Consider the following 12611-nt stretch of genomic DNA (forward strand, 5'->3'; position numbering starts at 1 on the left):
GGGGCGAGCGGGCCGGACGACCGTGATCTCGACGTCGGGGGCCCCGGCGGGGCCGGGGATGATGCGGTCTTCCCAGGAGACGGCGCGGCCGGCGGCCTGCACGCTCATGGGCGGGATGATCGTGGCGAAGTGGTCGCGGTTCGCGTGGATGGTGTCCGCGCGCAGCGGGATGATCTCGACGAGGTCGACGAACGCGTCGAGTCCGGCGACGAGCTCGGGGTCGTAGGGGACGGGGATGCTCATCGGGCGGCCCCCCACGTGCGGCGGAGCCACGACGACCGGGCCGACAGAGCCGCCCTGGTGATCTCGGCATCCGGCATGTACATGTCGAAGCCGTGCGCTCCGCCGCCCCACACGTGCAGCTCGGCCTGGCCGCCGGTCGCCCAGATGCGCAGCGCGTACTCGGTGTCCTCGTCGCGGAAGGCCTCGGCCTCGCCGACCTCGATGAACGCGGGAGGGAGGCCTGTGAGATCGGCGGCGCGGGACGGAGCGGCGTAGGCGGGGGCGTCCGCGCTGAAGGCGAGCTCGTCGCCCAGCACGCACGACCACGCGAGCAGGTTCATCTCGCGCTGCCACGTGCCGATGCCGTCGTACTGCCGGCTCGCCACCGTGGTGTTCGTGTTGTCGATCATGGGGCACAGCAGCAGCTGCCCCGCCATGACGGGGCCACCGCGGTCGCGGGCCATGAGCGCCACGGCGGCCGTGAGTCCGCCGCCGGCGCTGCCGCCGCCGACGATGATGCGCGCGGGGTCGATGCCGAGCTCCTCGGCTCTGGCGTGCGTCCACACGAACGCGGCGTAGCAGTCCTCGACGCCCGCGGGGAACGGATCCTCCGGAGCCAGGCGGTACTCGACGTTGACGGCGACGACCCTGTGCCCCTCGACGATGTCGACGACGCGCGCGGTCTCCCACGAGCGATGCCCCACGATCATGCCGCCGCCGTGGATGTTCACGAATCCGGGCAGCACCTCGCCCTCGCTGCCCCGTGGGCGGAAGACGGTGATCTCGATGTCGGGGGCGCCGGCGGGGCCGGGGATGATCCTGTCCTCCCAGACGATCGCACGTCCGGCGATCACCGCGTCGGGGCCGGGGAACATCCGATCGGTGTCCGTCCGGGGCAGGGTGTCGCGGGTCAGCGGAGGCTGAGGGTTCTTCGCGAGCTCGTCGAGCACGGCCTGCACCTCGGGGTCGAAGGGCACGGGGGCGACGGTCGGGCGTCCGGCGGCGGTGGCGGTCATTCTCTCTCCTGGGGTCGTTGGGGATGGGCGTTTCGTCTCGTCGCTAGCGCTCCTCGCTCAACGACCGAGAGCTCCTGCCCCGGTCGTCGAGCGAGCGCAGCGAGACGAAACGATGCGGCGCGCACGGCATCGGCTACGGGCCCTCGGGGTCGACGACGCCGCGATCGGCCCAGAACGGCTCGACCAGGCGACGCAGCTCGGCAGCGCCCACGCGCTCGACGAGATCGGCGGCGTCGAGGTTGGCGCGCAGCTGCTCGACGCTCGACGCGCCGAACAGGGTCGTGGTGAGCGCCGGGTGGGTGAGCGTGAACCCGATGCCCAGCTGCGCCGGCGTGACGCCGAGCGACGAGGCGACCTCGGTGAACGCGGGCACGTCGGCGATGATGCGCGCCCGGATGTCGCCGGGGTCGCGGCCGATCTGGCGACCGCCGTCGACCTTCCCGGCGAGCACGCCGCCCTCCAGGCAGTCCGACGCCTGCAGGGTCAGACCCTGCTCCCACAGGCGTGCGAACGGTTCGCCGTCGGGGATCGAGCGCCGTGACACGCTGTACTTCAGCTGCGCGATCCGGGGGCCGGCGACCCCCTCGGCGGCCGCGATGTCGATCAGGGTCTGGATGCTCGTCGCCGACCAGTTGTTCACACCCCAGGCCCGGATGAGCCCGGCATCCGTCAGCCGCGCCAGGTCGAGCACGAGGTCGCGCAGCTCCAGGTCGTCGCGGCGGAGGTCGCCGAGGATCACGAGGTCGGCGTGCTCCACCCCGACCCGCATGAGCGCGTTCTCGAGCTGCGGACGGAACCCGTCGGCGCCGAAGGCCTCGAGCCACAGCTTCGACGACAGCAGCCACTCGTCGCGGCGGAGGCCGGCCGCGCGCACCATGCCGGCGAAGATCACGTCGGTGAACACCGGGGGCGAGCCGGGTGCGGAGTACACGCCAACGTCGAACAGGTTCACGCCGCGATCCACCGCTTCGCGCAGCATGCCGACGGCATCCGCGAAGTCCATGCGGTCGTAGGTGTGCCAGGAGCCGAGCGAGAACAGGGAGGAGCGGATGCCGCTGCGTCCGATCTCGCGGAGGGGGAGCGTCGTGGTCATGGGGTCCTCACCGTCTCGGATCGATGACGGCCTTGACCTCATCGAGCTGGTGCATGTGCGCGATCTTGTCCGAGGCCTTGGCGAGGCCGACCGGTGGGCTGAACAGGTCGTCCCACGGGTAGCGGTCGGCGAAGGACTCGAAGAAGCCGATCGCACGGGAGTAGTCGGAGATGTCGCCGTTGAGCGAGCCGACCAGGGTGAGCTCCTTGCCCATGACGGTGCTGAGCGCGAAGCCGTCGCCGGCGGGGCCGGTGGATCCGACGATCACGACGGTGCCGCGCTGGGCGGCCATCCCGACGGCGTCCGGCCCGACGCTCGGCGCCCCGGCGACGTCGAAGACGACGTCGGCCCCGCGGCCATCGGTGAGCTCGAGGACCTGTTCGACCACGGGGCCGTCGCGGAAGTCGACCACCGCATCCGCTCCGAACCGTGCCGCGAGCTCGAGGCGCGACGCCGGGGCGCCCACCGTGATCACGCGACCCGCTCCGGCGATCTTCGCGACCGCCGTGGCGAAGATGCCCAGCGCACCAGAGCCCTGCACGACGACCGTCGAGCCGGGGCGGATCCGCCCTGCGCGCTCGAACGCCCGCAGCACGGTCTTCGCCGCGCAGCCGGCCATCGACGCCCAGGTGTCCTTCACGGATGCCGGGAGCAGCAGTTTCGCAGCCCCCGGGGTGACGTAGGCGTACTCGGAGAGGCCGGCCGTGGCGAACGGGTGCACGTCGGCGCGTTGGAGGAAGCCGTAGCCGCGGCGCGAGCAGGCGACGGGTTCGCGCAGCACGACGCAGCCGTAGCACTCGCCGCACGTCGACTCCGACCAGCCGATGCGGTCGCCGGGGGAGAGGGGGCGCCCGAGAGCGTCCTTCGTGTCTGGGCCGGTGGCGACGACCTCGCCCACCATCTCGTGCCCGAGCACCATCGGGAGCATGCCGGGGAACGTCATCCGGCCCTCCCAGATCTCGATGTCGGTGCCGCACAGGGTCGTGCAGGAGATGCGCACGAGGGCGGCCCCCGGCTCGACGTCCTGGGGGAGGGGCAGGTCCTGCAGCGTGAGCGGCTCGCCGTGTGCGGTGAGCACGGCGGCGCGGGTCGTGGTGGGGAGCGTCATGGAGTGTCCTCTCAGACCAGGAGCTGTCCGCCGTCGACGGCGACGGAGACCCCGGTGATGTGGCTGGCGGCGTCGCTCGCGAGGAACAGCACGAGCGGCGTGATCTGGTCGACCTCGGCGATCGTGCCGAGCGGGATGCGCGACTCCCAGGCCTCACGGGCCTGCGGGTCGGAGGCGAAGGCGGCCGTGAGCGGCGTGAGCACGGGGCCCGGGGCGACCGCGTTGACGCGCACCCCGGACGGGGCCAGCTCGATCGCGGCCGTGCGGGTGAGGGCGTCGACCGCGGCCTTGGTCGCCTCGTAGTGTCCGAGACCGGGGGTGGGCTGGCGTGCCCCGATCGACGAGATGTTCACGATCGTGCCGTGGCCGGCCTCGGCGAGCAGCGCTCCGAAGACCCGGAGCATGAGGAACGTCCCGCGGACGTTCACGCGCAGGGCGGCGTCGACCACGTCGACGGGAACCTCCTGCAGCGTGCCCCCTCCCGCCACGATCCCGGCGTTGTTCACGAGCACGTCGAGGCCCCCGGTCGTGCCGATCCTCTCGGCAGCGGCGCGCACGGACGCCTCGTCGCCGATGTCGAGGGCGAGCGCGGTCGCTCCGATCTCCGCGGCGACGGCGGAGGCGGCCTCCGCGTTCACATCGCCGATGAAGACGTCGGCGCCCTCCGCGCGGAAGGCGGCGGCGATGCCGCGGCCGAGACCGGAGGCGCCTCCGGTGACCAGGACTCTGCGGGCGGTGGATTCGGTCATGCTCGTCCTCACTGACGCTTCTCTGACGGGGGTGTCTCCGTTATATTCTACAAACATAGAAAAACACAACCCCGAGTCGTGCACGCCGAAGGAGCCTTCATGCCCATTCCGACATATCCCCGCATGCCGCTGCAGCGCGGGGGGGCGCCGGTGCCCCCGCTCGCCCTCGGATCGTGGAACACCTGGGACAGGATGCCGCAGGCCGAGGCGGTCGAGCTGATCGGCCGAGCCGTCGAGCTCGACGCTGGCCTCTTCGACGTCGCGTACTACAACATGGGTCCGCACGCGGAGAACTCGACGACCGACGTCCTCTTCGGGCGGGCGCTGCGGGAGAGCGGCGTGGATCGCTCCGACATCGTGCTGTGCGGAAAGCTGTGGCTGTGGGACTGGCCGCACCAGGGCTTCCGCGCGCAGCTCGCCGAGTCGCTCGACAGGGCGGGTCTCGACCGCTTCGACACCCTCGTGGTGGGGGATTACCTGGACGCCCCCGACGTCCCGCGCCTCGTCGCCGACGTGAACGAGCTCATCGATCAGGGGCTCGTCGGCTCATGGGGCATCAACAACTGGCGCATCGAGCACACGCGCCAGGCCCTCGCCGACGCCGCGGCCCGGGGGCTCGCCGGGCCCGTGTTCGCACAGCTCAAGTACGGCATCGCGCGTCGGGCGATGGCCGAGGGCGGCGCCTACGGGCCGCTCTTCGCCGACGGCACGCTCACGCTGCAGGCGTCCGACGTGTTCGAGGGCGGGATCCTCGCCACCGGTCGCACTCCGCAGCGCAAGATCGGCGCCGACGTCGGCGGCATCCGTGAGCGGATCGCCGCCGTCTATCCCGAGGTCGCGCGGGTCGCGGCGGACTTCGGGGTCACCCCGGCCTCCCTCGGCATCGCGTTCTGCCTGTCGAACCCCGCGACCGCGAACGTGCTCTTCGGCGCCTCGCGCGTCGAGCAGCTCGAGCAGAACCACGCGGCTCTCGCCCTCGCGCGCGACCACGGACCCGAGGTGCGTGCGGCGCTCGCGGACTGCTGGGTCGATCGCGAGGTGCGCGCAGACGGGGCCTGGTGAGAGGGGGCTACGCCTCGCGCTTGTGGGCGAGGGCGAGTGCGCGCTCGAAGGTGGAGGTGAGGACGCGCAGCCTGTCGACCCGGTAGTCCTCGTCGGGATCCAGTTCGTCGATGTACTCGTCCCAGACGCGCAGGTAGCGGTCGCGCCAGGTCTCGATCGTTGTGCTGGCGGGGAACGTGGCCCCCACGCGTCCGGCGGAGCCCAGGTCCGTCAGGAGCTCGAGCCAGGCGGGCACCATGCTCCCTCCCCACTCGTCCGGCTCCAGTGCGGTGTCATCGTCCTCATCAGCGAACTGCTCCGAGATCTTCGCGATGAGGTCGTCGGTGATCTCGCCCAGTCCATCGGCGGCCGTGTCGTCTTCGAAGTTCCCTGGTCCCCACGTGCCCACGTCGTGGCTCCTCTCCTGCCGGTTGCGATCAGGTTCATTCAATCAGGAGACCGCAGGAATCGCCCTCCGAGACGTCAGTGTCCTCCGCCGAACTCGATCAGCCCCACGCCGATCGCGATCAGGGCGACGCCGATTCCCATCAGGAGCGAGAAGTGGTCCTTGAAGATCACGCGGCCGAGGACGGCGGTGACGGCGACCCCCGCAGCGGCCCATACGCCGTAGGCGACGCCGACGGGCATGCCCATCGCGAGGATCGCGCCGAGGAGGCTGAACGCGGCGAGGTATCCGACGACGATCACGGGGATCCAGCGCTTGCGCCGCAGGCCCTCCGAGGCGCGGAGGCTCAGGGTCGCGGTGACCTCGCTGGCGATCGCGAGCGCGAGCAGCACCCAGGTCACGACGAGACCTCCGCGGTGTGACCGGCGCGAGAGCCGAGCTCCACGAGCAGCACCCCGGCCACGATCACGCCGACGCCGACGATCTGCACGGGGCCGAGCAGTTCGCCGAACAGAACGGCGCCCAGGATGGCGGTCAGCACGACGCCGATCGCCGACCAGATGCCGTAGGCGACGCCGACCGGCATCCCTCGGTCGAGGACGACCGACAGCAGCCAGAGCGACCCGGAGTATCCGATGACGACCAGGATCAGCCACAGAGGGTGCGCGAACCCCTCGGCGGCGCGCAGCGAGAGCGTCGCCGTCACCTCGAGGGCGATCGCGAGGAGGAGCGGCGGCCAGGCCGACGGTCGGGGGCGGTCTGTCATCGAGTGCCTTTCGTGGAGGGTTCGTGGGGAGGAACGCGGGGGATGCTCGCACGATTCCCTGTCCGGCAGATGAACTCCTGCGCTCCTGGGCAAGCCTGGCGCGCCCGGCGACATGTCAGGGCGCCCGCGTCGCGAAATCGCCCCTTGCGCTCTTTTTCCACGCATGTAGACTAACCAGCACGACACATCGAAGTGGCGTCGGATCCGGCTCCCCGGCTAGAGGCCCTTCGTACCTTCTTCACCACTCCCTGCACCCGAGAGAAGGAACCATGAAACGACTGCCCCTCGCGCTCGCCGCGGCCGTGGCCGCGACCCTCGCGCTCACCAGCTGCAGCGGCGGAACCTCACCCGCACCGTCCGGCGACAGCGGCGCCGCCGGACCAGACGCGCTGAACATCGGGAACTTCCTCGATGTCACCTCGTGGGATCCGTCGCTGGCCGACATCGGCTTCGACGGCCCCTACCTGTCCGCCGTCTACGACGCCCTCATCGCCCTCGACGCCGACGGGAACCCGATCCCGTCGCTCGCCACCGACTGGACCGTCGCCGACGACGACATGAGCATCGACCTCGACATCCGCACGGACGCGACGTTCAGCGACGGCACCCCGGTGGACGTGGAAGCCGTCATCAAGAGCCTCGACTACCTCAAGGCGGGCGCGAGATCGGGGGAGGCCTACGTCAACGTCGCCTCCTTCGAGAAGGTCGACGACGACACCCTCACCATCAACCTCACCCAGCGCGACGACACGATCCTCTACTTCATGGGGCTCGGGCGGAGCTACGTGGCATCGCCGGCCGCGATCGACGCCGGCACGCTGGGCAAGGAGCCCGTCGGATCGGGACCGTACACGCTCGACAGCACGACGAGCGTCGCCGGGGCCGAGTACCACTTCACGAAGGTGGCCGACCACTGGGACGCCAAGACCTACCCGTTCTCCGAGCTCGCGATCTTCCCGATCATGGACGCCACCGCTCGTCACAACGCGATGCTGAGCGGTCAGATCAACGTGCAGTACGGCGACGTCGCGAACCAGGCGCAGGCCGACGAGCAGGGCTGGAACACGGCATCCCGCGTGTCCGGCTGGGCCGGCCTCGTGATCACCGATCACACCGGCGCCAAGAGCGAGCCCCTCGGCAAGCTCGAGGTCCGCCAGGCGCTCAACTACGCGTTCGACGGCGCTGCGATCCTCGGAGCCGTCGGCAGCGGTGCCGGGGTCGCGACGAACCAGGTGTTCCCCGACGGCGGAGACATCAACGACCCCGCGCTCAACGACACCTACGAGTACAACATGGACAAGGCGAAGGCCCTCCTCGCCGACGCGGGCTACCCCGACGGCTTCTCGATCTCGATGCCGATGTCGCCGATCTTCGAGCAGTGGAAGCCTGCGGCGGAGCAGGCTCTCACCGAGCTCGGCGTGAAGGTCACGTGGGACAACATGCAGATGCCGGATTACCAGCTGAACGCCCCGAACTACCCGATGTTCATCTCGTTCCTCGCGATGGACGGCAACCAGCTCGCCACCGTGGCCCGCCAGGTGACCAGCGTGCAGTGGTTCAACCCCGCACCGGACTACGCCGACAACGAGGTGCTCGCGCCCCTCGTGGAGAAGGTGCAGACGGAGCGCGGCGACGCCCAGACCGCCGCGGTCAAGGAGCTGAACAAGGGCCTGGTCGACCAGGCGTGGTGGTCGGTCTGGTACCAGGCGAACAACACGTACTACAGCGCCCCCGGCATCACGCTCCAGCCGGTCGTCGGGATGATGTTCCCGACGCTGCGGTACATCACCAAGGGCTGACGCCCTCATGCCCGGTCGTTGAGCGATCGAGGGCGAGCAGCGTTTCGTCTCCTCGCTGCGCTCGTCGCTCAACGACCGGATGCCGATCGATCCCCCTCCGACCCCCGAGAGGTCCCCATGCTCCTGTTCACGGCGAAGCGCGTGCTGTCAGGCATCCTGCTGCTGGTCGCGGTGTCGATCGGCACGTTCTTCCTCGCCCACCTGGCGATCAGCGATCCCACCGCCGCCCTGCTCGGCACCACGGCGAGCCCGGCGCAGCAGGAGGCGCTGGCGCAGAAGATCGGCCTGGACCGGCCCCTGCTCGTGCAGTTCTGGGACTGGCTGTCGCACGCGGTGCTGCTCGACTTCGGCACCTCCTGGCGCAACTTCCAGCCGGTCGGCGCGCAGCTGGCCATCAAGGTCCCGGTGACCCTGTCGGTCGTGACCTTCGCGACCCTGATCACCGCGGTCGTCGGCGTCGTGTTCGGCATGATCACGGGTCTCCGCCCTGGCACCTGGTTCGACCGGGTCATCAAGGGCGTCTCGGTCGTCCTCTTCGCCCTCCCCGGATTCTGGATCAGCCTCGTGCTGGTGATGTGGTTCGCCGTGCAGCTGAAGTGGTTCCCTGCCGTGGGCTACGTGACGCCGACCCAGTCGGTCGACGGGTGGCTGCGGTCCATCACGCTCCCCGCGATCTCGCTCGCCCTGGGCGGCATCGTCGCGGTGTCCGAGCAGCTGCGCAACGCGGTGATCGCCCAGACCCGCCAGGACTGGGTGCGCACGCTCCGCAGCCGCGGACTCTCGCCGGCGCGGGTGAACCTGCACATCCTGCGCAACGCCTCTCCGTCGGCGCTCACCGTCATCGCGCTCATGTTCGTCGGCCTGCTCTCGGGGGCGATCGTCGTCGAGCAGATCTTCAGCCTTCCCGGACTCGGTCAGCTCACCAACCAGTCCTCGCAGAACGGCGACATCCCGATGCTCCTCGGCATCACGGTCATCTCGATCGTCTTCGTCATCCTGATCAACCTCCTGCTCGACCTCGTGCTCGGCTGGATCAACCCGAAGGTGCGCGTCGCATGACAACGACCGACATCCGCGTAGCGTTCGACCGCGCCGCCCAGAAGCGCCGGTCGAGTCTGTTCCGCCGCTTCCTGAGGCATCCGGGCGGCTACATCCCGCTCGCGATCTTCCTCCTCATCGTGCTCGTCGGCGTGTTCGCGCCGCTGCTCGCGCCGATGGACCCGAACCTCGTCGACCTCGCCGCGGCCAAGGCGCCCCCCGGGCCGGAGCACCTGCTCGGCGGGGACTCCACCGGACGCGACATCCTGAGCCGGTTGATCTACGGAACCCGCACCACGATCTGGGGTGCGCTCATCACGATCGTCGTCGCCCTCGTGATCGGCGTGCCGTCGGGCGTCGCCGCCGGCTACTTCGGCGGCGTGCTCGACCGGGTGGCGACGTGGATCAGCGATGCTCTGCAGTCGATCCCGGGCATGATCATCCTCCTCGTCGTGGCCGCGGGCAGCCGCAACAACTTCGAGGTCCTGATGGCGACGGTCGGCGTCTTCATGGTGCCCGGCTACTTCCGCATCTCGCGGTCGCAGACCCTCGCCGTGCGCGGGGAGACCTACATCGACGCGGCCAGAGTCTCCGGCCTCTCCGACGGGCGCATCATCTTCCGCCACGTGATCAAGGCCGTGTACCCGCCCGTCATCATCCAGACCGCCCTGACCGCGGGCATCGCGATGGGCATGCAGGCCGGCCTGCAGTTCCTCGGCATCGGCGACTCGAACGTCCCCAGCTGGGGAGCCATGATGCTCGAGGGCTTCCGTCTCATGCTCACCTATCCGCTCATGCTGCTGTGGCCGTCGACGGCGCTCGGCGTGACGATCGCGGTGCTCGCGATCATGGGATCGACGCTCGCCGAGCTCGTGCAGGTCCGCACCCCCCGGGTGGCGAGGCGCAGAGCGGATGCCGCGGCGCGCCCCTCCACGCCGGCCACCGGAACCGCACGTCACCAGGCGGCCGAATCCGCGCTGCGCGTCGAGAACCTGCGCGTCGTGCACGCGACGCCGACCGGCGAGACCGAGGTCGTGCACGGCGTGACGCTCGACGTCGCCCCCGGCGAGGTCGTCGGGATCGTCGGCGAGTCCGGCTCGGGCAAGTCGCAGACGGTGTTCTCCGTGCTGGACCTGCTGCCGTCGACCGGTCGGGCGGAGGCCGATGCGATCTGGATCGGCGGCGAGGACGTCAGCCATGCGACGGCGACACAGCGTCAGGCGCTGCTCGGCCGCGAGATCGGCTACGTGCCGCAGGAGCCGATGAGCAACCTCGACCCCTCGTACACGATCGGCCACCAGCTCGTCGAGCCGCTGCGCCGCACCCACGGCCTGAGCAGGGCGGCGGCGAAGGAGCGGGCCACGGCCATGCTCATCAGGGTCGGCCTCACCGATCCCGACCGGGTCATGCGCAGCTATCCGCATCAGGTCTCCGGTGGCATGGCGCAGCGCGTGCTCATCGCCGGCGCGATCGCAGGCAAGCCCTCGCTCCTCGTGGCCGACGAGCCGACCACCGCGCTCGACGTGACGGTGCAGGCAGAGGTGCTCGAGCTGCTGCGCGAACTGCAGGCCGAGTACGGCATGGCGCTGCTGATCGTGACCCACAACTTCGGTGTCGTCGCCGACATCTGCGATCGGGTGATCGTGATGCGCGGGGGTGACATCGTCGAGTCCGGTCAGGTCGACGATCTGTTCGCGCATCCGGCCGAGGAGTACACGCGGGAGCTGATCGCCGCATCCCTCGACGACGCGGAGGGGCGCGCGGCGCTCGACGCCGCACGCATCACGGAGGTGTCCGCATGACTCCGCAGCATCCGTCCTCCGGAATTCGGACGCTCGCGCGTTTCTCGGAGAGTTCGGCCGGGATCGTCCGAGATTCCCGCATGCGTCCGAAATTCGGATCCCCGGAGGTGTCCGCATGAGCGCTCTGCTCGAAGTGAACGATCTCGTCGTCGAGTACGGCCGAGGGCGCAGCGCCTTCCGCGCCCTGCACGGCGTATCCCTCGACATCGCTCCGGGGGAGTGCCTGGGGCTCGTGGGGGAGTCCGGATCGGGCAAGTCCACGCTCGGCAAGGCGATCCTGGGGCTCGCCCCGGTGACCTCGGGGAGCATCCGCTTCGACGGCCGCGAGATCGGCGGACTCGGAGGGCGCGGTCGCCGCGCGCTGGCCGACGACATCCAGGTCGTCTTCCAGGACCCGTACGGCTCGCTCAACCCGGCGATGACGATCGGCGACATCCTCGCCGAGCCCCTGCTCACGACCGGGATCGGCGCGAGCGGGGCGGCGGCGAAGGTGCGCGAGATGCTCGACCGCGTGCGGCTGCCGAGCACGGCGATGGAACGCTACCCGAGCGAGTTCTCCGGCGGGCAGCGGCAGCGCGTCGCGATCGCCAGGGCGCTCGTGCGCGGCCCGCGGCTGATCGTGTGCGATGAGCCGGTGAGCGCGCTCGACCTCACCACCCAGGCGACGATCCTCGACCTGTTCATCGAACTGCAGCGCGACACGGGCGTCGCCTACCTCTTCGTGTCGCACGACCTCGGCGTGGTGCGTCGCGTCTGTCACCGCGTCGCCGTGATGTACCGCGGCGAGCTCGTGGAGATCGGCGAGGGCGAGCAGGTCACGCGTCACCCGCAGCATCCGTACTCCGAGCGTCTGCGGCTGGCGTCGCCGGTCGCCGACCCCGCCGCGCAGCGCGAACGGCGTGCCCGATGGCTGGCTCTCCGGGAGGTGCGCGATGCGGCTGTACGGTAGCACCAGGCTGAAAGGACGCCATGCCGAAGATCATCGATCACGACCAGCGTCGGCGGGACATCGTCGAGGTGGCGAAGAGCATCATTCTCAAGGGGGGCTTCGAGGCTGCCACCATGCGCAGCATCGCCGCGGAGGCGGGCTTCGCGAATGGGGCGCTGAAGCACTACTTCCCCGGCAAGGAGAGCATCGTCGCGGCGACGTTCGAGACGATCCTGCAGCAGATGGCCGAGGGAGTGGCCGCAGACACCGCGGAGTCGGCGTCGGCGGAGGACGCGCTGCGCGGGTGGCTGGAGGCGACGATCCCTCGGGATGCGGAGCAGATCGCGGCCGGTCGGGTGCTGCTCGCGCTGTGGGAGTACGCGATGTCGAACGAGTCGCTGGCGGAGCTGTACCGCAGCCACCTCGCGAACTGGCGCACCTCGTTGATCGCCCGCATGGAGGCGGCGCGCGACGAGGGGGCGATCCGGGAGCAGGACTACACGGCCGCGGCGAACGAGTACATCTCCGTCGCCGTCGGCGCGACCGTCATCAACCTCATGTACCCCGACGGCGACCGGGTCGCCGACTACCAGGCCTACATCGACCAGTTCCTGGCGCGGTTGCGCTAGTCGGAGCGCACGCC

General features: G+C 70.2%; 13 protein-coding genes and 1 pseudogene. 6 read left to right on the forward strand and 8 right to left on the reverse strand.

The annotated features are described in order from the left end of the window. From CQ047_RS13425 to CQ047_RS13445, 5 genes and pseudogenes are all read right to left on the reverse strand, one after another. Positions 1 to 243: pseudogene (locus CQ047_RS13425) on the reverse strand (alpha/beta hydrolase); the annotation flags it as partial. Then, the gene (locus CQ047_RS13430; RefSeq protein WP_105676089.1) at positions 240 to 1238 is read right to left on the reverse strand and encodes an alpha/beta hydrolase; all 999 of its coding nucleotides are present in this window, start codon (positions 1236 to 1238) and stop codon (positions 240 to 242) included. The gene CQ047_RS13430 and the pseudogene CQ047_RS13425, both read right to left, overlap by 4 nt. Before the next feature lie 133 nt (positions 1239 to 1371). Next, complete coding sequence (locus CQ047_RS13435; protein ID WP_105676091.1) at positions 1372 to 2331, reverse strand: aldo/keto reductase; 960 nt, start codon at positions 2329 to 2331, stop codon at positions 1372 to 1374. A 7-nt stretch (positions 2332 to 2338) separates the two neighbouring features. Then, positions 2339 to 3439, reverse strand: a complete 1101-nt coding sequence (locus tag CQ047_RS13440) for a zinc-binding dehydrogenase (RefSeq protein ID WP_105676093.1) — start codon at positions 3437 to 3439, stop codon at positions 2339 to 2341. 11 nt (positions 3440 to 3450) lie between these two features. Next, positions 3451 to 4188, reverse strand: a complete 738-nt coding sequence (locus CQ047_RS13445; RefSeq protein ID WP_105676095.1) for an SDR family NAD(P)-dependent oxidoreductase — start codon at positions 4186 to 4188, stop codon at positions 3451 to 3453. Between the two features lie 99 nt (positions 4189 to 4287). On the opposite strand from CQ047_RS13445, the gene CQ047_RS13450 reads away from it, so the two are divergent. Next, complete coding sequence (locus CQ047_RS13450; protein WP_105676097.1) at positions 4288 to 5250, forward strand: aldo/keto reductase; 963 nt, start codon at positions 4288 to 4290, stop codon at positions 5248 to 5250. A gap of 7 nt (positions 5251 to 5257) precedes the next feature. Here CQ047_RS13450 and CQ047_RS13455 read toward each other — a convergent pair whose 3' ends face one another. The 3 genes from CQ047_RS13455 to CQ047_RS13465 form a co-directional block, all read right to left on the reverse strand. Continuing rightward, a complete protein-coding gene (locus tag CQ047_RS13455) occupies positions 5258 to 5638 on the reverse strand; it encodes a DUF4259 domain-containing protein (protein ID WP_105676099.1) in 381 nt (126 codons plus the stop codon). Between the two features lie 74 nt (positions 5639 to 5712). Continuing rightward, on the reverse strand, positions 5713 to 6036 hold the full coding sequence (locus tag CQ047_RS13460) for a multidrug efflux SMR transporter (RefSeq protein WP_105676101.1): 324 nt from the start codon (positions 6034 to 6036) through the stop codon (positions 5713 to 5715). Beyond that, a complete protein-coding gene (locus tag CQ047_RS13465) occupies positions 6033 to 6401 on the reverse strand; it encodes a multidrug efflux SMR transporter (RefSeq protein ID WP_105676103.1) in 369 nt (122 codons plus the stop codon). Before CQ047_RS13465 ends, CQ047_RS13460 begins: the two co-directional genes overlap by 4 nt. A gap of 269 nt (positions 6402 to 6670) precedes the next feature. On the opposite strand from CQ047_RS13465, the gene CQ047_RS13470 reads away from it, so the two are divergent. The 5 genes from CQ047_RS13470 to CQ047_RS13490 all read left to right on the forward strand — a co-directional run bounded on the left by CQ047_RS13470 (position 6671) and on the right by CQ047_RS13490 (position 12597). Beyond that, entirely contained in the window at positions 6671 to 8200 is a 1530-nt protein-coding gene (locus tag CQ047_RS13470) for an ABC transporter substrate-binding protein (protein WP_258132657.1), read from the forward strand. A gap of 117 nt (positions 8201 to 8317) precedes the next feature. Beyond that, positions 8318 to 9259 carry an ABC transporter permease gene (locus CQ047_RS13475; protein WP_105676105.1) on the forward strand — a complete coding sequence of 314 codons (942 nt, stop codon included), beginning with the start codon at positions 8318 to 8320 and terminating at the stop codon, positions 9257 to 9259. After that, positions 9256 to 11040 (forward strand): dipeptide/oligopeptide/nickel ABC transporter permease/ATP-binding protein, encoded by a 1785-nt coding sequence (locus CQ047_RS13480; RefSeq protein ID WP_105676107.1) that lies wholly within the window; start codon positions 9256 to 9258, stop codon positions 11038 to 11040. The genes CQ047_RS13475 and CQ047_RS13480 overlap by 4 nt, the downstream gene beginning before the upstream one ends. A 115-nt stretch (positions 11041 to 11155) precedes the next feature. Further along, positions 11156 to 11989 (forward strand): ATP-binding cassette domain-containing protein, encoded by an 834-nt coding sequence (locus tag CQ047_RS13485; RefSeq protein WP_105676109.1) that lies wholly within the window; start codon positions 11156 to 11158, stop codon positions 11987 to 11989. A 20-nt stretch (positions 11990 to 12009) separates the two neighbouring features. Beyond that, entirely contained in the window at positions 12010 to 12597 is a 588-nt protein-coding gene (locus CQ047_RS13490) for a TetR/AcrR family transcriptional regulator (protein ID WP_105676111.1), read from the forward strand. Positions 12598 to 12611 lie beyond the last annotated feature (14 nt).

The organism is Microbacterium sp. MYb72 (assembly GCF_002979415.1).
Taxonomy (GTDB): domain Bacteria; phylum Actinomycetota; class Actinomycetes; order Actinomycetales; family Microbacteriaceae; genus Microbacterium; species Microbacterium natoriense.